This window comes from Streptomyces sp. SID8352 (assembly GCF_009862265.1).
In the GTDB taxonomy this organism is placed as follows: Bacteria; Actinomycetota; Actinomycetes; order Streptomycetales; family Streptomycetaceae; genus Streptomyces.
In genome coordinates this window covers 134,115-156,076 of the sequence record NZ_WWGX01000104.1, presented here as the reverse complement: position 1 = coordinate 156,076, position 21,962 = coordinate 134,115, and the positions used below count along the sequence as shown (strand labels likewise).

General features: G+C 76.0%; 15 protein-coding genes and 1 riboswitch. Of the genes, 7 read left to right on the top strand and 8 right to left on the bottom strand.

Annotated features, from left to right (window positions below; genetic code table 11):
• Positions 1-143 precede the first annotated feature (143 nt).
• Positions 144-3,770 (bottom strand): cobaltochelatase subunit CobN, encoded by a 3,627-nt coding sequence (gene cobN, locus GTY84_RS30615; protein ID WP_161229661.1) that lies wholly within the window; start codon positions 3,768-3,770, stop codon positions 144-146.
• A gap of 52 nt (positions 3,771-3,822) precedes the next feature.
• A riboswitch (cobalamin riboswitch) is annotated at positions 3,823-3,897 on the bottom strand.
• Positions 3,898-4,026: 129 nt separating this feature from the next.
• Between cobN and GTY84_RS30610 the strand changes: the two genes are divergently transcribed.
• The 3 genes from GTY84_RS30610 (at position 4,027) to GTY84_RS30600 (ending at position 7,860) form a co-directional block, all read left to right on the top strand.
• Positions 4,027-5,478 carry a cobalamin biosynthesis protein CobG gene (locus GTY84_RS30610; RefSeq protein ID WP_237532809.1) on the top strand — a complete coding sequence of 484 codons (1,452 nt, stop codon included), beginning with the start codon at positions 4,027-4,029 and terminating at the stop codon, positions 5,476-5,478.
• Positions 5,479-5,734: 256 nt separating this feature from the next.
• Positions 5,735-6,367, top strand: a complete 633-nt coding sequence (locus tag GTY84_RS30605) for a precorrin-8X methylmutase (RefSeq protein ID WP_161229659.1) — start codon at positions 5,735-5,737, stop codon at positions 6,365-6,367.
• Positions 6,364-7,860 carry a precorrin-2 C(20)-methyltransferase gene (locus tag GTY84_RS30600; protein WP_161229658.1) on the top strand — a complete coding sequence of 499 codons (1,497 nt, stop codon included), beginning with the start codon at positions 6,364-6,366 and terminating at the stop codon, positions 7,858-7,860. The genes GTY84_RS30605 and GTY84_RS30600 overlap by 4 nt, the downstream gene beginning before the upstream one ends.
• Before the next feature lie 290 nt (positions 7,861-8,150).
• Here GTY84_RS30600 and GTY84_RS30595 read toward each other — a convergent pair whose 3' ends face one another.
• From GTY84_RS30595 to GTY84_RS30580, 4 genes are all read right to left on the bottom strand, one after another.
• A complete protein-coding gene (locus tag GTY84_RS30595; protein WP_161229657.1) occupies positions 8,151-8,897 on the bottom strand; it encodes a cobalt-precorrin-6A reductase in 747 nt (248 codons plus the stop codon).
• A gap of 368 nt (positions 8,898-9,265) precedes the next feature.
• Positions 9,266-10,015 (bottom strand): precorrin-4 C(11)-methyltransferase, encoded by a 750-nt coding sequence (gene cobM / locus GTY84_RS30590; protein ID WP_161229656.1) that lies wholly within the window; start codon positions 10,013-10,015, stop codon positions 9,266-9,268.
• Positions 10,012-11,310: a precorrin-6y C5,15-methyltransferase (decarboxylating) subunit CbiE gene (cbiE, locus tag GTY84_RS30585; RefSeq protein WP_161229655.1), complete on the bottom strand. Its 1,299-nt coding sequence runs from the start codon at positions 11,308-11,310 to the stop codon at positions 10,012-10,014. Before cbiE ends, cobM begins: the two co-directional genes overlap by 4 nt.
• Before the next feature lie 442 nt (positions 11,311-11,752).
• Positions 11,753-13,324 carry an IucA/IucC family protein gene (locus GTY84_RS30580; protein WP_161229654.1) on the bottom strand — a complete coding sequence of 524 codons (1,572 nt, stop codon included), beginning with the start codon at positions 13,322-13,324 and terminating at the stop codon, positions 11,753-11,755.
• A 284-nt stretch (positions 13,325-13,608) separates the two neighbouring features.
• Between GTY84_RS30580 and GTY84_RS30575 the strand changes: the two genes are divergently transcribed.
• The 3 genes from GTY84_RS30575 (at position 13,609) to GTY84_RS30565 (ending at position 17,938) form a co-directional block, all read left to right on the top strand.
• On the top strand, positions 13,609-15,123 hold the full coding sequence (locus GTY84_RS30575; RefSeq protein ID WP_161229653.1) for an IucA/IucC family siderophore biosynthesis protein: 1,515 nt from the start codon (positions 13,609-13,611) through the stop codon (positions 15,121-15,123).
• 743 nt (positions 15,124-15,866) lie between these two features.
• Entirely contained in the window at positions 15,867-17,138 is a 1,272-nt protein-coding gene (locus GTY84_RS30570; protein WP_161229652.1) for a VWA domain-containing protein, read from the top strand.
• Complete coding sequence (locus tag GTY84_RS30565; protein WP_161229651.1) at positions 17,138-17,938, top strand: hypothetical protein; 801 nt, start codon at positions 17,138-17,140, stop codon at positions 17,936-17,938. The genes GTY84_RS30570 and GTY84_RS30565 overlap by 1 nt, the downstream gene beginning before the upstream one ends.
• A gap of 212 nt (positions 17,939-18,150) precedes the next feature.
• On the opposite strand, the gene GTY84_RS30560 is transcribed toward GTY84_RS30565, so the two are convergent.
• Positions 18,151-18,825, bottom strand: coding sequence for a helix-turn-helix domain-containing protein (locus GTY84_RS30560; protein WP_161229650.1), 675 nt, complete (start codon positions 18,823-18,825; stop codon positions 18,151-18,153).
• A 69-nt stretch (positions 18,826-18,894) separates the two neighbouring features.
• On the opposite strand from GTY84_RS30560, the gene GTY84_RS30555 reads away from it, so the two are divergent.
• Entirely contained in the window at positions 18,895-20,103 is a 1,209-nt protein-coding gene (locus GTY84_RS30555) for a pyridoxal phosphate-dependent aminotransferase (protein WP_161229649.1), read from the top strand.
• A gap of 259 nt (positions 20,104-20,362) precedes the next feature.
• On the opposite strand, the gene GTY84_RS34805 is transcribed toward GTY84_RS30555, so the two are convergent.
• Both GTY84_RS34805 and GTY84_RS30545 read right to left on the bottom strand, forming a co-directional pair.
• Entirely contained in the window at positions 20,363-20,743 is a 381-nt protein-coding gene (locus tag GTY84_RS34805) for a jacalin-like lectin (RefSeq protein ID WP_161229648.1), read from the bottom strand.
• 250 nt (positions 20,744-20,993) lie between these two features.
• Positions 20,994-21,782 carry a sulfite exporter TauE/SafE family protein gene (locus GTY84_RS30545; RefSeq protein ID WP_161229647.1) on the bottom strand — a complete coding sequence of 263 codons (789 nt, stop codon included), beginning with the start codon at positions 21,780-21,782 and terminating at the stop codon, positions 20,994-20,996.
• Between the last annotated feature and the right edge of the window lie 180 nt (positions 21,783-21,962).

Genomic DNA, 21,962 nt, shown 5'->3' with positions numbered 1-21,962 from the left:
GCTCCGCGGGCGCCGGGGTCGGACGGGGGCCCTCCGTGATCATGGCAGAGAGCCGTCGGCGCGCCCCCGGGCCGGGGTGACGGGCCGGACCGGAGGCGTGGACGCTCCTCAGGACCGGGAGCGCCCCTCCCGGTCCTGAGGGATCAGTCCTGCTGCTCCAGATCGCCCTCGGTCTCCAGGTACGCCTGGCGGAGTGCCTCCAGGAGGGCGGGGTCGGGGTGCTGCCAGAGGCCCCGGGACTCGGCTTCCAGGAGGCGTTCGGCGATGCCGTGCAGGGCCCAGGGGTTGGCCTGCTGGAGGAACTCGCGGTTGGTGGGGTCGAGGACGTACGTCTCGGTGAGCTTGTCGTACATCCAGTCGGCGACCACGCCGGTGGTGGCGTCGTAGCCGAACAGGTAGTCCACGGTGGCGGCGAGTTCGAAGGCGCCCTTGTAGCCGTGGCGGCGCATCGCCTCGATCCACTTGGGGTTGACCACCCGGGCGCGGAAGACCCGGGAGGTCTCCTCGACCAGGGTGCGGGTGCGGACGGTCTCGGGGCGGGTGGAGTCCCCGATGTACGCCTCGGGGGCGGTGCCGCGCAGGGCGCGGACGGTGGCGACCATGCCGCCGTGGTACTGGAAGTAGTCGTCGGAGTCCGCGATGTCGTGCTCGCGGGTGTCGGTGTTCTTGGCGGCGACGGCGATGCGCCGGTACGCGGTCTCCATCTCCGCGCGGGCCGGGCGGCCGTCGAGTTCGCGGCCGTAGGCGTAGCCGCCCCACACGGTGTAGACCTCCGCGAGGTCGGCGTCGGTGCGCCAGTCGCGGGAGTCGATGAGCTGGAGCAGTCCGGCGCCGTAGGTGCCGGGGCGGGAGCCGAAGATACGGGTGGTGGCCCGGCGTTCGTCGCCGTGCTCGGCCAGGTCGGCGCGGACGTGGGCGCGGACGTGGTTGGCCTCGTCGGGTTCGTCCAGGCCCGCCGCCATGCGCACGGCGTCGTCGAGGAGGCCGACGGTGTGCGGGAAGGCGTCGCGGAAGAAGCCCGAGATGCGCAGGGTGACGTCGATGCGGGGGCGGCCGAGTTCGGCCGCCGGGACGGGCTCGAGACCGGTGACGCGGCGGGAGGCGTCGTCCCAGACGGGGCGGACGCCGAGCAGGGCGAGGGCCTCGGCCACGTCGTCGCCCGCGGTGCGCATGGCGCTGGTGCCCCACAGGGACAGGCCGACGGAGGTGGGCCACTCCCCGTTGTCGGCGCGGTAGCGCTCCAGGAGGGAGTCGGCGAGCGCCTGCCCCGTCTCCCAGGCGAGCCGGGAGGGGACGGCCTTGGGGTCGACGGAGTAGAAGTTGCGGCCGGTCGGCAGCACGTTGACCAGGCCCCGCAGCGGGGAGCCGGAGGGTCCGGCGGGGACGAAGCCGCCGTTCAGGGCGTGCACGGCGTGGTCGAGTTCGGCGGTGGTCCCGGCGAGTCGGGGGACGACCTCGCGGGCGGCGAACTCCAGTACGGCGGCGACCTGTTCGCCGTGTTCCGCGGGGACGGCGGCCGGGTCCCAGCCGGCGTCCTCCATCGCCTGGACGAGGGCGCGGGCGCGGGCCTCGGCCTCGTCGGCGGTGGTGCGGGTGGCGCGGGCCTCGTCGAGGCCGAGGGCTTCGCGCAGGCCGGGCAGGGCGGTGGTGCCGCCCCAGATCTGGCGGGCGCGCAGGACGGCGAGGACGAGGTTGACGCGGTCCGCGCCTTCGGGCGGGCTGCCGAGGACGTGCAGGCCGTCGCGGATCTGGGCGTCCTTGACCTCGCAGAGCCAGCCGTCGACGTGCAGCAGGAAGTCGTCGAAGCCGTCGTCGTCGGGCCGGTCCTCCAGACCGAGGTCGTGGTCGAGGCGGGCGGCCCGGATGAGGGTCCAGATCTGGGCGCGGATGGCGGGCAGCTTGGCAGGGTCCATGGCGGAGATCTGGGCGTACTCGTCGAGGAGTTGCTCCAGGCGCGCGATGTCGCCGTAGGAGTCGGCCCGGGCCATGGGCGGGACGAGGTGGTCGACGAGCGTGGCGTGGACCCGGCGCTTGGCCTGGGTCCCCTCGCCGGGGTCGTTGACCAGGAAGGGGTAGACGAGGGGCAGGTCGCCGAGGGCGGCGTCGGGGCCGCAGGCGGCGGAGAGCCCGGCGTTCTTGCCGGGCAGCCACTCCAGGTTGCCGTGCTTGCCCAGGTGGACCATGGCGTCGGCGCCGAAGCCGCCCTCGGAGCGCGGGGCGGCGATCCAGCGGTAGGCGGCGAGGTAGTGGTGCGAGGGCGGCAGGTCGGGGTCGTGGTAGATGGCGATCGGGTTCTCGCCGAAGCCGCGCGGCGGCTGGATGAGGACGAGGAGGTTCCCGAAGCGCAGGGCGGCCAGGACGATGTCGCCGTCGGGGTCGCGGCTGCGGTCGACGAACATCTCGCCGGGCGGCGGCCCCCAGTGCCGCTCGACGGCCTCGCGCAGGGTGGCGGGGAGGGCGGCGTACCAGCGGCGGTAGTCGGCGGCGGGGATGCGGACCGGGTTGCGGGCGAGCTGCTCCTCGGTGAGCCAGTCCTGGTCGTGGCCGCCCGCGTCGATCAGCGCGCGGATCAGTTCGTCGCCGTCGCCGGATTCCAGCCCGGGTATCGCGGCGTCCCCGAAGTCGTAGCCCTCGGCGAGCAGCCGTCGCAGCAGGGCGACGGCGCTCGCGGGAGTGTCGAGTCCGACGGCGTTGCCGATGCGGGAGTGCTTGGTGGGGTAGGCGGACAGCACGAGGGCGAGCCGCTTCTCGGCGGCCGGGATGTGCCGGAGCCGGGCGTGGCGGACGGCGGTCCCGGCGACGCGGGCGGCGCGTTCGGGGTCGGCGACGTAGACGGGCAGCCCGTCGGCGTCGATCTCCTTGAAGGAGAACGGCACGGTGATGAGGCGGCCGTCGAACTCGGGGACGGCGATCTGGCTGGCGGCGTCGAGCGGGGAGACGCCCTCGTCGTTGTCGCTCCAGTCGTCGCGGGAGCCGGTGAGGCACAGGGCCTGGAGGATCGGCACGTCCAGGGCGGTGAGGGCGCCCGCGTCCCAGGACTCGTCGTCGCCGCCCGCCGAGGCCTCGGCGGGCCGCGTGCCGCCGGCGGCGAGGACGGTGGTGACGATGGCGTCGGCCTCGCGCAGCGCGTCGACCAGAGCGGGTTCGGGCGAGCGCAGCGAGGCCACGTGGAGCGGCAGGGCCCTGGCCCCCGCGGCCTCGACGGCGTCGCAGAGGGCGTGCACGAAGGCGGTGTTGCCGCTCATATGGTGGGCGCGGTAGTAGAGCACCGCGACGGTGGGGCCGTCGGTCTCCGGGCCGGGGGTGCGCTCCAGCGGGCCCCAGGTGGGGGCGGGCGCGGGGGCCTCGAAGCCGTGGCCGGTGAGCAGGACGGTGTCGGAGAGGAAGCGGGCGAGCTGGGCCAGGTTGGCGGGGCCGCCGTGGGCGAGGTAGGCGTGGGCCTCGGCGGCGAGGCCGACGGGGACCGTGGAGGCGGCCATGAGCTGGGCGTCGGGGGCCTGTTCGCCGCTGAGGACGACGACGGGGCGGCCGTCGGCGAGGAGCAGGTCGAGCCCCTCCTCCCAGGCGCGCAGTCCGCCGAGGAGCCGGACGACGACCAGGCCGACGCCGTCGAGGAGGGCGGGCAGGTCGTCGAGCGGGAGGCGGGCGGGGTTGGCGAAGCGGTAGGCGACGGGGCCGTCGGCGGCGCGGGCGCTCAGCAGGTCGGTGTCGGACGTCGACAGGAGCAGGACGCGGGGGGTCTCGGAACGCTCCCCGGGGAATTGCGGCATGCGTCGTCTGGCCTTCCTCGGGATCCTCGCCCCGGGCGGTGGGAGACGGCGGGAGTTCCTGACTCGCCCGGCCTGTCGGCCGGGCTCACAGTGGCGGGACCGCGCCGGATTCGCACCGGGCTTCCTCCCATGTCGCCGTCCTGGCGATGGCGGGCTGGATGGCCCGCCAGGGAGCATAGTAAGCGCCCTTCGCCGTCCGTGGGGCGGGGGAAAGGCAGCGGAGCCGGCGGGATCGGCGGTCGGTATGCTCGCCGCCATGCCGACCCCCCTCACTCCTCCGCCCCAGGTCGCGGCCGTCCACCGGGACCGCGGCGACGCCTGCCCGGGGTCGTTGCGCCTGCACACCGCCGACGACGGCGCGTTGGCCAGGGTGCGGGTCCCGGGCGGCGTGGTCACCGTGGAGCAGGCGGAAGCGCTGGCCGCGGTGGCACGGTGGGGCGACGGAGATCTTCATCTCACTTCGCGCGGCAATGTGCAGGTGCGAGGTCTGGACGCCGGGCGCGGCCCGGAACTGGCCGGACTGCTGGACGCGGCGGGGCTGTTGCCCGCGCCCGGTCACGAGCGGGTGCGCAACGTCGTGGCCTCGCCGCTGTCCGGCCTGGACGGGGGCGGGGAGCGCGAGGTGCGCCCCTGGCTGACGGAGCTGGACGCGGCGCTCTGCGCGAGCCCGGCGGCCCGGGAGCTGTCCGGCCGGTTCCTGTTCGCGCTGGACGACGGGCGGGGAGATGTCGCGGGGCTCGGCGCCGATGTGACGGTGCGGGCCGCCGCGGGCGGTGCCGCGCTGCTGGGTGTCGGGGCGTCCCGCGAGGTGCTGCGCCTGGCCGCCGGTGACGCGCCCCGCGCGGCGCTGCTGGCGGCCGAGGAGTTCCTGGCGGCGGCGGGGGCGCGGGCCTGGCGGGTGGCCGAACTGGGCACCGCCCCCGAGGCGCTGCTCAACGCCGTCGGGGAGCGTCTGGCCGGCGCGGGCATCGCCTGGGCCCGGGTGCCGGCGGCCACGGGGCGCGCGCCGGAGCCCGCGCCGGGGGCGGCCGGGACGGCGCTCTGCGCGCACGCCCGGTTCGGCCGGATCACGGCGGTCCAGTGGCGGGAGCTGATCCGCGCGGCGGCCCGGGGCGCCGGCGGGGAGCTGCGGCTGACGCCGTGGCGGAGCGTCGTCGTGCCCGCCGCCGGGCTGGACGCGGCCGGGCGCGCGACGGCTCTCGCGGACCTCGCGGCCACCGGCCTCGTCACCGATCCCGCCTCGCCCTGGCCCCTGGTGGGGGCGTGCGTCGGACGGCCGGGATGCGCCCGGTCGCACGCGGACGTGCGGGCCGACGCGGCCCGCGCCCTCACCGGCCCGGCCCCCGGGTCCGACGGCCCGGCTCCGGGGGCCTCCGACACCGCGGGCCCGGCCCCGGACGCCGCCCTTCCCGCGGGCCCGGCCTCGGGCGCCCCCACTCCCGACGCTCCCGTTCCGGGCGGCCCGGCTCCCGACGCTCCCGTTCCCGGCGCCCCGGCTCCCGACGTCCTAGCGCCCCGGACGCCGCTCCCGCTGTACTGGTCGGGCTGCGAGCGCCGGTGCGGGCGTCCGCGCGGCCCCCATCTGGACCTGGTGGCCGTCCCGGACGGCGGCTATCTGCTGACCGCCGCCGGGGACGGGCCGTCGCCCACCGTCGCTCTCTCCGGCCCCTCCGGCCTCGCCGCCGCGCTGGCGGACCTCGCCCCGTGACCTGCGCGTCCCGACGCCCGCGGCACACCGCCGCCCGCGCCGCCCCGTTACGGCACCGGGCCGCCGACCCGTCCGGCGGGTGCCAGGGGCGGCGGGACGCGCCGCCCCTGGCACCCGCCCCGGCCCGCCCCGGGGCCGGCCGACGCCCCCGTCCGCCCGCGCACCCCCGGTGCCCGGCGGCACGGGCGGCCCCGCACCCCGTGACCGCACGACGACCCACCGACCGTCAGACGACCGAGAGCAGCGAGAAGACACCGTGACCACGTACGACTACGAGAAGGACGGCGCGGCGATATACCGCCGTTCCTTCGCCACGATCCGCGCGGAGGCGGACCTCTCGGCGCTGCCCGCCGACGTCCGCCCGGCCGCGGTCCGGATGATCCACGCCTGCGGCATGGTCGACCTCGTCCGCGACATCTCCTGCACCGACGGTGTGGTGGCCCGGGCCCGCGCGGCCCTGCGCGCCGGGGCACCGATCCTGTGCGACGTGCGGATGGTGGCCAGCGGGGTGACCCGCAAGCGGCTGCCCGCCGACAACGAGGTGCTGTGCACCCTGGGCGACCCCTCCGTGCCCGCCCTGGCCGAACGGCTCGGCACCACCCGCACCGCCGCCGCCCTGGAGCTGTGGCGGGACCGGCTCGACGGCGCCGTCGTGGCCGTCGGCAACGCGCCGACCGCGCTGTTCCGGCTGCTGGAGATGATCGAGGAGGGCGCGCCCCGGCCGGCCGCCGTCATCGGCGTGCCCGTCGGCTTCGTCGGCGCGGTCGAGTCCAAGGACGCCCTGGCCGCACACCCCTCGGGCCTGGACCACCTGATCGTCCGGGGCCGGCGCGGCGGCAGCGCCATCGCCGCCGCCGCGCTCAACGCCGTCGCGAGCGAGGAAGAATGAGCGGCAAGCTGTACGGAGTGGGGCTCGGCCCCGGAGACCCGTCCCTGATGACCGTGCGCGCCGTCGAGGTGATCGCGGCGGCCGACGTGGTCGCCTACCACAGCGCCCGGCACGGGCGGTCCATCGCCCGCTCCATCGCGGAACGGCACCTGCGCGCCGACCACATCGAGGAGCGGCTCGTCTACCCGGTCACGACCGAGGCGACCGACCACCCCGGCGGCTACCGGGGCGCCATCGACGACTTCTACGCCGAGGCCGCGGCCCGGCTCGCGGCGCACCTGGACGCGGGCCGCACGGTCGCCGTCCTCGCCGAGGGCGACCCGATGTTCTACGGCTCCTACATGCACATGCACAAGCGGCTCGCGGACCGGTACGAGACCGAGGTGATCCCCGGGGTCACCTCGGTGTCGGCCGCCGCGGCCCGGCTGGGCACACCGCTCGCGGAGGGCGAGGAGGTGCTGACGATCCTGCCGGGCACCCTGCCCGAGGAGGAGCTGACCGCCCGGCTGGCGGCCACCGACACCGCGGTGGTGATGAAGCTGGGCCGCACCTTCCCCAAGGTCCGCCGGGCACTGGAGGATTCGGGGCGGCTGGCCCGCACCCGGTACGTGGAGCGGGCCACCATGGCCGGGGAGCGGCTGGCCGGACTGGCGGACGTGGAACCGGAGTCGGTGCCGTACTTCTCGGTGGCGGTGCTGCCCAGCCAGGTGGGCGCGGAGCCGCCGGAGCCGGCGCCGGGGGCCGTGGGCGAGGTCCTGGTGGTGGGCACCGGGCCCGCCGGGCCGCTCTGGCTGACCCCGGAGACCCGGGGAGCGCTGGCCGGCGCCGACGATCTGGTCGGCTACACCACCTATCTGGACCGGGTGCCGGTGCGGGCGGGACAGCACCGGCACGGCACGGACAACCGGGTGGAGGCCGAACGCGCCGAGTTCGCGCTCGGACTCGCCCTGCGAGGACGGCGGGTGGCCGTGGTCTCGGGCGGTGACCCCGGGGTCTTCGCCATGGCGACCGCCGTGCTGGAGGCCGCCTCGGCGCCGGAGTACGCGGGGGTCCCGGTACGGGTGCTGCCGGGGGTGACGGCCGCCAACGCCGCCGCCGCCCGCGCGGGCGCCCCGCTGGGCCACGACTACGCGACGATCTCCCTCTCCGACCGGCTCAAGCCGTGGGAGGTGATCGCCGGACGGCTGCGGGCCGCCGCCGCCGCGGATCTGGTGCTGGCCCTGTACAACCCCGGTTCGCGGAGCCGGACCTGGCAGGTGGGCCGGGCCAAGGAGCTGCTGCTGGAGCACCGCTCGCCGGAGACCCCGGTCGTGGTCGCCCGGGACGTGGGCGGCGCCGGGGAGCGGGTGCGGATCGTGCGGCTGGACGAACTGGACCCGGGCGAGGTCGACATGCGCACCATCCTGCTGGTCGGGTCCTCCCAGACCCGGGTGGTGCGGCGCGGCGACGGCGAGGAGGTCGTCTGGACGCCCCGGCGGTACCCGGAGGAGTAGGCGCGACCCCGGGCCGGGGCGCGGGGGCGGGTGCACCTGCCGGTGCACGGCGGCCGACGCCCTGGGGCCCGTGCACGGGGGCGGTGCGCCGGGCCGGTGTACGGAGGCTGACGCCCTGGGGCCGGTGCACGGGGGCGGTGTACGGGGGCGGTGTACGGGGGCGGTGTACGGGGGCGGACGCCCTGGGGGGCCGTGATGTCCCGCCGCGCCCGCCGGGGCGCCCCGGCCCCTCGCGGGGGTGGGCTGCGCGAGGGCCGGGGCGGTCACGGCCTCCCGCCCGCGCGCCGCCGTCAGCCGTGCCGTTCGCGGAGCCAGTCGGCCGCCGCGCCGGGCCCGGTCACGGTGGGGACCCCGGCGGGGACCGGGGGGCGGCGGACGACGACCACCGGCAGGCCCGCCTCCCGGGCGGCCGTCAGCTTGGGCGCGGTGGCCGCTCCCCCGCTGTCCTTGGTGACCAGCACGTCCACCCGGTGACGGCGCAGCACCTCGCGCTCCCCGTCCAGGGTGAACGGGCCGCGGTCCAGCAGCACGCCCATGTGCGCCGGGTGCGGGGGTACGGGGGCGTCGACGGAACGGACCAGGAACCAGTGGCCGTCCAGCCCCGCGAAGGCCGCCAGGCCGGTCCGACCGGTGGTGAGGAAGACCCGGCGGCCGAGTGCGGGCAGCAGCCCGGCGGCCTCGTCCAGGGAACCGGCCTCGTGCCAGTCGTCGCCCTCGACCGGCGTCCAGCCGGGGCGGCGCAGCGCCAGCAGGGGCACCCCGGCGGTGGCGGCGGCGCGGGCGGCGTTGAAGCTGATGGTGCCGGCGAACGGGTGGGTGGCGTCGACCAGCGCGTCGACCCGGTGTGCGCGCAGCCAGGCGGCCAGCCCGTCGGCGCCGCCGAAACCGCCGACCCGGACCTCGCCGGGCGGCAGCCGGGGGGCGGTCACCCGCCCGGCCAGGGAGGTGGTCACCCGCATGCCCAACGGCGCCTCGGCGGCGAGCAGTTCGGCCAGTCGGCGGGCCTCGGTGGTGCCGCCGAGGATCAGTACGCGCACGGCCGGCCGGCTCCCTTCGTCCGGTTCCTCATCTCCGCCTCCTTCGGGTGGGGGTGGCCTTTCGGGTACCCGCGGGGTGGCCACGGGGCGTCGCGTGGGCGGCGGTTCGGGGCGGGGTCCGGTGCCGGGACCGGCTGGACGGAGCCCCGGGCCCCGGACCGGCGGGACTGAGCCCCGGTGCCGGTACCGCCAGGTGGCAGGGTCTCCCCGTCACGGACGCCGTCCCCCGTCACGGGCACACCCCCGCGCTCGGACCCCGGCCCCGCCGCACGTCCCGTGAGAAGATCCGGCTCCCGTGCCCTCACCGCCCCTTCGCACGGGGCGGGTTGCCGGGCGGGGCTCCGGAACACCCCGTGCACGCGCCCGTCTCAGCAGGTGTGGCGGTCGCGCTCGGCCGAGTAGAGATGGCTGTCGCGGAACTGCTCCGCGCCCAGGGTGCGGCCGACCAGGATGACCGCGGTGCGCCGGATCCCCGCCTCCTTCAGCCTGTCCGCGATCTCGTCCAGCGTGCCGCGGATGACGACCTCCCCGGGGCGGGAGGCGAAGGCGACCACGGCGGCGGGGCAGTCGGCGCCGTAGTGCGGCAGCAGTTCCTCGACGACCCGGTCGGCGTACCCGGCGGCCAGGTGCAGGACGAGGAGCGCGCCGCTGCGGCCGAGGGTGGCGAGGTCCTCGCCCTCGGGCATGGGCGTGGCGCGCTGGGCGATCCGGGTCAGGATGACCGTCTGCCCGACGGTCGGCACCGTCAGCTCCCGTTTCAGGGCGGCGGCCGCGGCGGCGAAGGCGGGGACGCCCGGAACGACCTCGTACGGCACCCCCGCGGCGTCCAGCCGCCGCATCTGCTCGGCGACGGCGCTGAACACCGAGGGGTCGCCGGAGTGCAGCCGCGCCACGTCGAGCCCCGCCGCGTGCGCCCGGACCAGTTCGCCGGTGATCTCGTCCAGGGTCAGGCCGGCGGTGTCCACCAGCCGTGCGTCCGGCGGGCATTCGGCCAGCAGCTCGGGCGGCACCAGGCTGCCCGCGTACAGGCAGACCCGGCACTCGGCGAGCAGCCGGGCGCCGCGCAGCGTGATCAGGTCGGCGGCGCCGGGACCGGCGCCGATGAAGTGGACGGTCATCTCTCAGCTCCGGACGGGCGCGAGGGCGGGGAGGGGGACGGGTCGAGGGGTTTCCGTACGGCCCACTGGGTGACGGGCATGGCCTGCCGCCATCCGGTGAAGCCGCCGACGGGCACCGCGTGCGCCACGGCCAGGCGCACCAGTTCGCCGCCGTGGCGGCGGCGGGCGTCGGCGAGCAGCGCCTCCGACTCCAGGGTCACGGTGTTGGCGACGAGCCGGCCCCCGGGGGAAAGCGCCTGCCAGCAGGCGTCCAGGAGCCCGGGAGCGGTGAGGCCGCCGCCGATGAACACGGCGTCCGGGCGCGGGAGTCCGGCCAGGGCCCCGGGCGCGGCGCCGGTCACCACGGTCAGGGCGGGCACGCCGAGGCGGTCCGCGTTCCGGGCGATGCGCCCGGCCCGGACGGCGTCGCGCTCGACCGTGACCGCCCGGCATGACGGGTGGACGCGCATCCACTCGACGGCGATGGAGCCGGAGCCGCCGCCGACGTCCCAGAGCAGTTCGCCGGGGGCGGGGGCGAGCGCGGCCAGGGTGACGGCGCGGACGTGCCGCTTGGTGAGCTGCCCGTCGTGCTCGTACGCCTCGTCCGGGAGCCCGGGTACGGCGCCGAGGCGCAGCGCGTCGGGGGCACGGCGGCAGTCGACGGCGACGAGGTTGAGGGCGGCTGCTGGGGCGTCCGGCGGCCAGTCGTCGGCGGTGGCCTCGGGGGTGACGCGTTCCTCCGGTCCGCCGAGCCGCTCCAGGACCCGCATGCCGCTCGGGCCGAAGCCGCGGTCGCGCAGCAGCTCGGCCACCTCGGCGGGGGTGGCGGCACCGGTGCTGAGCACCAGGAGGCGGCGGCCGTGGTGCAGGGCGGCGGCGAGCCGGGCGGCGGGGCGGCCGACGAGGGAGACGACCTCGGTGTCCTCCCGCGGCCAGCCGAGTCGGGCGCAGGCGTGGGAGACGGAGGAGGGGTGCGGCAGGACGCGCAGCGCGGCGGCGCCGAGTTCCTCGCCGAGGGCGCGTCCGATGCCGTGGAAGAAGGGGTCGCCGCTGGCCAGGACGGCGAGGCCGCGGCCGGCGTGCGCGGCGAGGAGGGCGGGCAGGGCGGGGCGCAGCGGCGAGGGCCAGGGCACCCGGTCCGCGTCGCACTCCGGTGGCAGCAGGCCCAGGTGGCGGGGGCCGCCGAGCACGACCCGGGCGTCGCGCAGGGCCTGCCGGGCGGTCTCCGTGAGCCCGTCCCAGCCGTCGGCGCCGATCCCGACGACGGTGACGGCGGGGGCGGTCGCGTCCGCCGGTTCGGGACGGTCGGTGGTCACGGGTCGGTACCTCGGGGTCGGGTGCACGCGTCGGTGCCGCACTCTACGGGGCGCCCACCTGCGCGGAGTCACTCGGGGGGACCCGTAGGGGGGCCGCCGTGGCCGGGGGCACGGCCGGGGCACGGCAGCGTGGGGCGGGGCCGGGGGGCGGTCCGGGTGGGCCCGGGGATCGGCCGGGGTGAGGCCGGGGCCGGGTCGGGGTGGGATCAGGGACACCCCCGACCCGGCGAAGTGGGCGCGGGAGCCGGGCGAAGTGGGCCCAGGAGCCGGTCGGGGTGGGATCAGGGGCGACCCGACCCGATGAGGTAGGCCCAGGGTCCCGGGTATCGATCGGGGTGGGGCCAGGGGGCCGGTCGGGGTGGGATCAGGGGCACCCCGACCCGTCCCGCCGCTCCCTCCCCACCCGTCGTCTCCGTACCGCCCCCTGTCAGGGGCGCCCGTCTCATCGCCCCCGGTCCCCTGCCCCTCGCGCCTCCCCCACCCCCCGCAGCGGGTTGGCCAGTGGCCGGTACCGGGCCGCCGCACCGTCCGCGCCGGTCCAGCGCAGCAGGAGGTTGGTCTTGGCGGGCAGGGTGGGCGCGTCCAGCAGGGCGGGGATCTCCGGGAGGTCGTGGCGGGCGAACGCGGCCCGCACCGCCGGCCAGGGATCGAGGCCGGGGTGGTGCTCGGCCAGGGCGGCGGCCGTCTCCGCGAGGTGATTGACGACCAGGCAGTACACGAGCCGCTCCCAGCCGGCCGCGCGCGGGGTGTCGGGCAGCAGCTTGACGCCCTCCGCGTCGCGGAAGAGGGCCTGGACGGGGGTGCCCGAGCCGTCCACCGCGACCAGCGTGTTCTGGAGGTGGGCCTCCAGCACCACCCCGTCGTCCGCGAAGGCGGTGAGCACCGGCGGGACGACGACGGCGAGGTACGCGCGCCACCAGGCCGCCGGGTCCGCCGTCCGCGCCAGGGGGCTGCCCGGGAAGCCCTCGACCAGGGCGGCGGCCAGCAACGGCGTCGCGCCGGGCGTGAGATGGGGGCGCAGCCCGTCGCGGACGACGACGGCGAGTTCCTCGAAGGCGAAGTCGGCGGTGCGGTAGCCCCGGTCGCCGAGCCAGGCGGCCGGGGGCCCGATCGCGGCGAAGGCCTCGGTGACCGCCGTGTCGGTGCGGCGCAGGGCGAGCAGGTCGTGGCGCCAGAGGCGGCGGACGTCGTTGGTGATGCGCACGTCGAGGCTGAATTTCAGGAACAGGTCGTCCCCGGCCGGAGGGGCGGGCACATGGACGGTGCGGATCGCCGCCGTCGGCCCGACGGTGAAGGCGCTGGTGCCCAGCCGCAGCAGCCGCCCGTCCGCGAAGGCGGGGGCGAGGGCGTCCGCGGCGAGGGCGAGCTGCCAGGGGTGGGCGGGCAGCAGCCGGTAGCCGGGCGGAGCGTGGCCGAGGGCGTCGAGGGCGGCGGTGTCGCCCTCCTCGACGAGGGTGTCGGCGCGGACGGCGAGCAGGGCCAGCGGGAAGCGGGTGTGCGCCTCGGGCGCGTACGGCAGCCAGTCGGCGTGCGGGCCGCCGCCGCGCGCCTTGGGAGCCGGGTGGTGGGTGTGGCCGGTGAGGAGGGACTGCTCGGAGCGCAGATAGGGGTCCTCGGGCGGGGTGGCGCGGGCGCGGGCCGCCAGCAGGGCGGCGACCGCGTCGCGGCTGTCGGTCATCTCGGCGGGCAGTTCGGGGTTGGCCCGGCCGGTGTGCCGGAGCAGTTCGTCGGCGGCGAGCGCCACCAGCCCGTCGTGGCCGACGCGGTGCCAGCCGTCCGCCGTGCGCACCTCCGGTTCGGCGGGGCGCCGTCCGTCGCGCACCCGCAGCAGCCGCCCGCTGGGCAGCCGGTGCACCGTGCGCCCGCCGGGGGGCGCGGGCAGCGCCTCGGCCAGCTCCCGCAGCAGGCAGTTGAGCAGCGGTACGGCGGCGAGGGCGTCGGCGCGGGCCGCCACGCCGTCCCGGGGGGCGGCGTCGGCGCCGGTGGTGGGGGGCAGGAGATCCACGCGTTGCACTCGTTCCCTACGGTCTGTCTGAGGTGGCGACGATCAGTATGTCTCCCGTGTCCCCCCGGCCCGTCGCGGGCCGGTGCCCCGACCCGGCCCGTACGGAGCGTGGTGTCCCTCCCCTCGGGGGGTGCCGCGCCCCGCCCCGTACGGGTCGCCCCTGACCGTCCCCCCACCGTCCCGTCCCGCACCCCGACCCGCCCCGACCACCGTCCCGAGGACCACCCGGACCCGTACCCCAGGGGCCGCGCCGGTCCGCCGGGCCGTCCCTTCCGCCGCCGAGGAGCCCGCCCGTGCCCCGTCCGCCCACCGCCGAGACCGAGACCGCCGAGGAACTGGCCGCCGTACGGCCCGCTCTCGTCCCCCGGTACACGGCCGAACTGCCCGGGGCCCGGGCCGCCGTGCTGACCAGGCTGTGGCGGGCGCTCGCCTGGGAGCCGCTGCCGTGGATCGCCGCCCGCGAGCCGGTGCGGGACGGGCTGGTGCTGCGGATGCGCGACGGCCGCCGGCTGAGCGGCCCGGCCGCCGACCCGTACCGCACCGCCGCGTACGTCGCCCGGGTCCGCCTGGACGGCGTGCCGTACGGCGACCCGGCGCGGCTGATGACGGACCTGGCCGTGCCCCGGGGCATCGCCCTGGCCGGTGAACTCGGTCACAGCGTGGCGTCGTTGGCCCTGTCCCGGGCGGCACAGCCGGAGGGGACCGCCACCCGGATTCACCCGGACGAGTGGCCGGTGACCGACTGGGACTGGGAGCGGCGGGTGGTGGACGGGCATCCGTACCACCCCGCCTGCCGCGCCCGGCCCGGCTTCTCGGTGGCCGAGCAGCTCGCCTACGGCCCCGAGCACGGGCCGGTGGTGGGGCTGGGGCTGGTGCCGGTCCCGGCGGAGGAGTGCCTGGTGTCGGGCGCGTGGCCGGACGACCTGCGGGACGGGGGGCGGCTGCTGCTGCCCGTGCACCCGTGGCAGGCGGCGCATGTGCTGAAGATCCAGGGCGAAACGGCGCTCCCCGCACGTCCGTTGATGTCGCTGCGGACGCTCGCCGTGCCCGGCGGCCCGCATGTGAAGACCGCGCTCGGCACGCGGCTCACCTCCTCGGTGCGGGACATCTCGGTCTCCTCGGTCGCGGCGTCGGCGGCCCTGTCGGCGTTCGGGGAGACACTGGCGGCGCGCTCGGGGGGACTGCTCCGCTTCACCCGCACCCTGGGCGCGGCCACCCCGCACTCCCCCGACCTGGCCGCCGTGCTGCGCGAGTCGCCGAGCGCGTACGCGGGACCGGGCGAGCGGGCCGTCCCGGTGGCGGCCCTGGCGGGCACCGGGCTGCCCTCGGACCCGGAGTGGCTGGCGGGCCTCACCCGGCTGACGCTCACCGCGGGGCTGCGGCTGCTGGAGCTGGGGGTGGCGCTGGAGGCGCACGGCCAGAATCTGCTGGTCGTCCTCTCCCCGTCGGGCGAGCCGCAGCGCCTGGTCTACCGGGACCTGGCCGACATCCGGGTCAGCCCGGCGCGGCTGGCCCGCCACGGTGTGCCGCACACCGGTCTCCCGGCGCGCATCCTGACGGACGATCCGGTGGCGCTGCGCCGCAAGCTCTTCGGTTCCCTGGTCGGGGGCGCCCTGGCGGCCACCGCCGGGTCCGGCGCGGCACTGCGGGCGGCACTGGAGCGGGCGGTGCCGGACCTTCCGCCCGGCGAGGACCTGGCCGCGCTGCGGGAAGAGCCGCTGCCGGTGAAGGCCCTGACGCTGATGCGGCTGACGCCGGACGGGCGGGGCGACCTGTGGACCGGGATGCCGAACCCGCTGCGGGGATGACGCCCGACGGGACGCGGGACGGCTCGGGGGCTTCGGGGCTGGTTCGGGAGCGGTCCGGGGGTTCACGGGGTCCGGTTCGTCGGCGTCGCGCGAGCCGCTTGCACAACGTCGTGCGCGCCTTCCCGGTCCGGCCCACGGGGATCGGTCCGGCCGACCCGGACGGGACGGACCGGACGAGGAGGAGCGGACGGGGCGGACCGGACGAAGAGGGATCGGGCGAAGAGGGATCGGGCGAGGGAGGCCGGAGGTGGTGGGGGATCGGACGGGGAGGTCCCGCGGCCCGTTCGCCGCCGTCGTGACGGGTGGATCACGACCGTCATGACGGGTGGATCACGACCGTCGTGACGGGTGGATCACGACCGTCATGACGGGTGGATCACGACCGTCATGACGGGTGGATCACGACCGTCATGACGAACCGTCCGGGACGTTCACGCCGGGCGGTCCGGGGCCGTCGCGCAGGGCCGCCGGGACGCACGCGCAGGCAGTCGGTGGCACATGGCGCCGGGCCCCCTCCGAAGCGTCGAGCCGGATGCCCACGGAACGTCGCGCCGGACCGCCCGGGAGCGTCGTACCGGGCCGATGCGAACGGTCCCGGAAGGGCCGATGCGAACGGGCCGGAGGAGCCGGTCAGGACGCGCCCGCGAGACCGCTCCGGAGGGCTGACGGTGCGTCTGCCACGGGGTCGGTCATGGCCACCAGCCGTTTTGGAGCTGGACACCTTTGGTCAATAGGATCCGCCGATGATCACAAGTAAACGGCTGGCGGCGGGCGTCTGCGCTCTGCTCGCCGCGCTGACGGCCGGGATCGCCCTCCCGGCGGGGGCGGTCGCCGGGGAACCCACGGGCGACGACGCCCCGAAGGTGAACCTCCTGCTCGACGTCAGCGGCTCGATGCGGACCAGGGACATCGACGGCGGCACCCGGATGGCGGCGGCGAAGCAGGCCTTCAACGAGGTGCTCGACGCGACGCCCGAGGAGGTGCAGCTCGGCATCCGCACCCTGGGCGCCGACTACCCGGGCGACGACCGCCGGACGGGCTGCAAGGACACCTCGCAGCTCTACCCGGTCGGCCCGCTGGACCGCACCGAGGCCAAGACGGCGGTCGCGACACTGTCGCCCACCGGCTGGACCCCGATCGGCCCTGCCCTGCTGAAGGCCGCCGACGACCTCGACGGCGGCGGCGGTTCCAAGCGCATCGTGCTGATCAGCGACGGCGAGGACACCTGCGCGCCGCTCGACCCGTGCGAAGTGGCCCGCGAGATAGCCGCCAAGGGCATCGGGCTCACCATCGACACCCTGGGCCTGGTCCCCAACGCCAAGCTGCGGAGGCAGTTGAGCTGCATCGCCGAGGCGACCGGCGGCACCTACACCTCGGTCGAGCACGTCGACGAACTCACCGACAAGGTGAACGAGTTGGTCGACCGCGCGGCGGACCCGGTGGTGACCCCGGCGCCCGCGGCGGGCGCGGACGCCTGTGCCGAGGCGCCGACACTGGCACCCGGTCTGTACACCGACCGCGAGGAGTTCGGGCGGCAGCGCTGGTACCGGGTGGACGTGCTCCCCGGCCAGGAGCTGCGCGCCTCGGTGAGCGTGGCCGCCGACCGCGCCGTGATCCCCTCGTACGGGCTCCTGCTGCGGGCCGTCACGGTGCACGGACGCGAGATCGTACGCGGCGAGGCGGCGGACAACGGCCGCACCGACGTGCTCTCCACGGGGCTGCGCTACCCCCGGCCCGAGGCCGACGACGCGGATGCCAAGCCGGCCGCGGAGGCCGTGTGCCTCCAGGTCGCCAACTCCTTCTCCGCCGCCGCTGGCGTCAAGGCCACGCCCGGTCTGCCGCTGGAGCTGACCGTGGACGTGGTGGACGGGCCCAACGGCTCCTCCGACGTGGCCGCCTTCGGCCTCGGGCGCGGCTGGTGGCTGCTCGGCACGCTCGTCCTCGTCGGGTTCCTCGCCGGCCTGCTGTGGGGCTGGCTCTCACGCTGGCGGTTCGCGGTCTGGAGGACCAACTGATGCGGTGTGCGAAGGTGATGGGCGCGGCACTGCTCGCCCTCGGTCTGGCCGCTGCCCCTGCGGCGGCCGACAGCTCCCCCGGCCCCTCGGCGGCCAAGGAGGCGAGGTCCGCCAAGGGCGGCACGTCCTTCCGCACGGCCACCGAGATCGAGCAGGAACAGGAGATCACGGCGAGCGCCTCCGCCGGTGACTACCTGTACTGGTCCTTCCCGGCCGACGCCGAGCAGCGCCCCACGGTCCGGGCCACCGTGGAACTTCCTCAGGCGCACGCCGCCCAGACCTGGCGCGTCGACGTCTACGACGGGCTGCGCCGCCGCCAGGCCTGCCAGTGGGGCGCGCAGACCCGCACGGCGGCCCCGGGCACGTCCTCCGTGGAGCTGGCCTGCGTGCTGCGCACGGTCCGCGCCTGGGCCGAGCCGTGGGCCAACGACCCGCTGCCGGGCACGTACTACGTCCGGCTGACGGCGGTCGGTCTGCCGACCTCGGACCTGGGCATGCCGGTCGGCACCGGACTGCGTGTCGAGTCCAAGGACGTCGGCGGCCCGGCGGCGGTCGACGGTTCGCTGTCCGAACCGCTGGTGCCGGGCGTCTCCATGAAGTCCGGCGACCGGGGCGAGGACCCGGAGCGCAACGCGGTGCTGTCCGCGATCGAGCCCGAGGACGGCTGGTCGTCCGGCTGGTGGTCCGACCGCTGGGTGTGGACCGGGATCGGAGCCGTGCTGGCCGCGCTGGCGGGCATCGGGGGGTACGCCCTGACCCGCGGGTCGGGCAGGCCGTCCCGGGTGCCGCCGGGCGCCTGACGGTACCGCGCACGAGGAAGGAGGGCCCGCCCCCGGCGGGCCCTCCGGCGTCTCCGGGACCGGGCGGAGCCGCCTCAGGACCGCGCCGGGACCACTCCGGAGCCGACCGGGGCAGCACCAGCGCCACCCCGGGCCGCCCCCGGACCGCATCCGGACCGCCCCGGGGCCGCCCCCGGGCCGCAAAGGCCAACGGCCGCCCCGGCACGGGGTCTTCAGCCCGCCGCCTCCCGCAGTGCCTTCGCCGCCGGGCCCTCCCCGCCAACCACGACGCGGCCGTCGCGCACCGCCTCCACCAGCCCCGGTTCACCGCGCCCCAGAGCGGCGCAGGTGTCCGCGTCCAGTGCCAGCCGCGCGTCGGGCTCCCCGGGAGCGGGCCCGTCGCCGTACACCGGGCCCTCCCCGGCGGCGCCACCGGCATACAGATGGAAGTGCCCCTCGGCCAGCCGGACTTCGACGAGCCCCTCCTCCACCCCCGCCCGGCGCAGGGCGCGCAGCAGCGGCAGCGCGAACCAGTGGGCGCGCACGGCGTCGGTGGGCCGCCGCTCCGTCAGGTCGTCCGCGCCCCAGGCGCCGAGCGCCTCCAGCACGGGCAGCAGGCCGCGGCCCCGCGCGGTGAGTTCGTAGACGGTGGCCGCGCCGGGCGGCGGCAGCCGGCGACGGGTCGCCAGCCCGTCGCGCTCCATGTCCCTGAGCCGCGAGGCGAGCACATCGGTGCTGACGCCGGGCAGATCGGCGTGCAGGTCGGTGTAGCGCCGGGGGCCGGCGAGCAGCTCCCGGACGATCAGCAGGGTCCACCGGTCGCCGACCGTGTCGAGCGCGCGGGCGGCGGAACAGTACTGGTCGTAGCTGCGGCGAGGGCGTGGTGACATGCGACGCAGTCTAGACATGTTGTTGGACTTTCCAAGCTCACACTTGGTAAAACCAAGCAACACCAGTTTCCGGAGGGGAAGCCGCGCATGGAGTTCCGGCAGTCGAACAAGCTCAGCGAGGTCTGCTACGAGATCCGCGGCCCGGTGATCGAGCACGCGAACGCGCTGGAGGAGGCCGGGCACAGCGTGCTGCGCCTGAACACCGGCAATCCGGCCCTTTTCGGCTTCGAGGCGCCGCCCGAGATCCTCCAGGACATGATCCGCATGCTGCCGCGGGCGCACGGCTACACGGACTCGCGCGGCATCCTCTCCGCCCGCCGCGCCGTCGCCCAGCGCTACCAGACCCTCGGTCTGGCGGTCGACGTGGACGACGTCTTCCTCGGCAACGGGGTCTCGGAACTGGTCTCCATGGCCGTACAGGCCCTGCTGGAGGACGGCGACGAAGTCCTCATTCCCGCCCCCGACTTCCCCCTCTGGACGGCGGTGACGACCCTCGCGGGCGGCAGGGCGGTGCACTACCTGTGCGACGAGGGGGCCGAGTGGTACCCGGACCTGGCCGACATGGAGTCGAAGATCACCGACCGCACCAAGGCGGTCGTCATCATCAACCCCAACAACCCCACGGGCGCGGTCTACCCGAAGGAGATCGTGGAGGGCATCCTCGACCTCGCCCGCCGCCACGGACTCATGGTCTTCGCGGACGAGATCTACGACCAGATCCTCTACGACGACGCGGTCCACCACTCGGCGGCGGCCCTCGCGCCCGACCTCGTGGTGCTGACCTTCTGCGGCCTGTCCAAGACGTACCGGGTCGCGGGCTTCCGCTCGGGCTGGCTGGTGGTGACCGGGCCCCGGCAGCACGCCCGGGACTACCTGGAGGGCCTGACCATGCTGGCCTCCATGCGGCTGTGCGCCAACGCCCCCGCGCAGTACGCGATCCAGGCCGCGCTGGGCGGACGCCAGTCCATCCGCGAGTTGACGGCGCCCGGCGGCAGGCTGCGCGAACAGCGGGACGTGGCCTGGGAGAAGCTCAACGAGATCCCCGGCGTCTCCTGCGTGAAGCCCAAGGGCGCGCTGTACGCGTTCCCCCGCATCGACCCGGCGGTGTACCCCATCCACGACGACGAGAGGTTCGTCCTCGACCTGCTGCTCCGCGAGAAGATCCAGGTCGTCCAGGGCACCGGCTTCAACTGGCCCTCCCCCGACCACTTCCGCATCCTCACCCTCCCCTACGCCGACGACCTGGAGGCCGCCATCGGCCGTATCGGCCGCTTCCTGGCCGGCTACCGGCAGTAGGGTCCCCGTCGCTCCCCTCCGGTACCCGCTCCTGCCGCCCCTCCGTTCACCGGCCCGGCCGGGCCCGCACCGGCGTACTACGCCCGGCCGAGTGGAGCGGCGGGGCGAGCGGGGGACGGGGGACGGCCGGGGGGAGGGTCCGGAGGTCCGGGGATGAGATCGAGGTGGTGTGCGGGGCTTCAGTTGCGGTCTCCGCCGACGACGGTGCCGTAGTCGTCAATGTCCGCCTGGACCGCTCGGCACGGGAGGCGTTGAGTTGCTACTGCGACGCATCCTGGTAGTACAGGACGCCGAGGGCGTCGAGGAGTTTCGCGGCACTCCCGTGGAATCCCGCGACGAACGCTCCGATCGGCAGCTTGAACTCGAAGGGGTCTCCGCCCGATCCCCCGAACGGCCCATAAACGCTGAGGTTCGTTTCGAAGCCGATCTGGTCGACAACTTTGTCGCTGCGCCCGAAGACTCGGACGATGTGCTCGCCCGCCTGCAAATCGATCCGCTGCTCCGTACCTCCGTCGCCCCCGTGCTTCGCTCCGGTTTCGAGAGTTCCAGTTCGGCTCCCTGTGCGGAGAACGCGGGCAAAAGCGCGCCGTACTGCCGTTGCAGGTGGTGGACGCTCCCGACGGTCGGGCAACCGGCGCACTTCGTGGACCGGATACCCGGCCGGCGTCCCACCCTCGGCGACGGCGAGGAAGAGGTGGTGCCGTGGACGTGCGGCCGGCGGGTGTGGTTGTCGGGGTGCACGATGGACACCCTGTGGCGCCGCCTCGTCCAGGACTACGTATCCCCGGCTCAGGTCACTGGATTGATTGGTTCCAGACCGACACGCAGTGAGTTCACCACGGGACCCGGGCCGGCAGGGCGCGGTGTCGGGCGGCGGGACGTGTGTCGGCTCAGCCGTGGAGGGCGAGGTACGGCGCCAGGGCCAGCAGGGCTCCCACCAGGATGAACTTCAGGCGGCGTTCCGGTACCGCGTGGGCGATGCGCCAGCCGATGAGTACGCCGGCCAGCTCCGGCAGGCCAACCACGACGGCGAGAGTCCAGTCGACCGATCCGTGCAGTGCGAAGCCAATGGTGCCGACGGCTGCGATCACCACGGACTGCGCCTGGGCCGCGGCGAGGGCCGACAGGACGGGCAGCCCGCACAGGATGAGGAGCGGCACGCTGAGCATCGGGCCGCCCAGGCCGAACAGGCCTGCGCAGACCGACACCGTGAGGCCGACGATCACGGCCACGACCGTGCTGGTGTGCTCGCCGGACAAGGAGACGGGACTGGTATGTGCCCGGTGCTGCCGGCGGTCCCGGATCCAGACCAGGGCGCCGGTGACCGTGACGGCGCAGGCCAGCAGGAGCCCGAATTCCCGCCCGGTCACCAGGGTGTTGAGCAGGACACCGAGCGGGGTTCCGACGACGGCTGCGGCGGCCAGGAGCAGCGCGGTACGGCGGGTCGGCCCGTCACTGAGCTGTCCGGAGCGTGCGTATGCGGCGGTGCCGAGGACGCCGGTCGCAACGTGGGTGGTGATGGCGGTGCCGGCGACGGTGGACGGGGAGAGCCCGGTGAGCAGGAACATGCCGATCGTGGGAAGCACGCCCCCCGGCCCGACAGCGGTGATGCCTATGCCGCCGAGAAGCCCGAAGAGGGCGAGCAGGACAAGGGTGAGGGTGTCGAGGCTTCCCGGCATGGGCGGGGTGTTCCCTTCGGTTGGGTCCTGGGGCCTCCGCTGGCCCTTGGGCGCGGCGGCCACTCTGGCGGGTTGCTCCGGGCCGCTGCCGCCCGACCGGTGCCGACTCGTCGGCCGTGTACCGGCCACGCTGGCGAAACGCCTGGCCGGACGGGAGCTGTTCGACGGCGGCGGCACCGG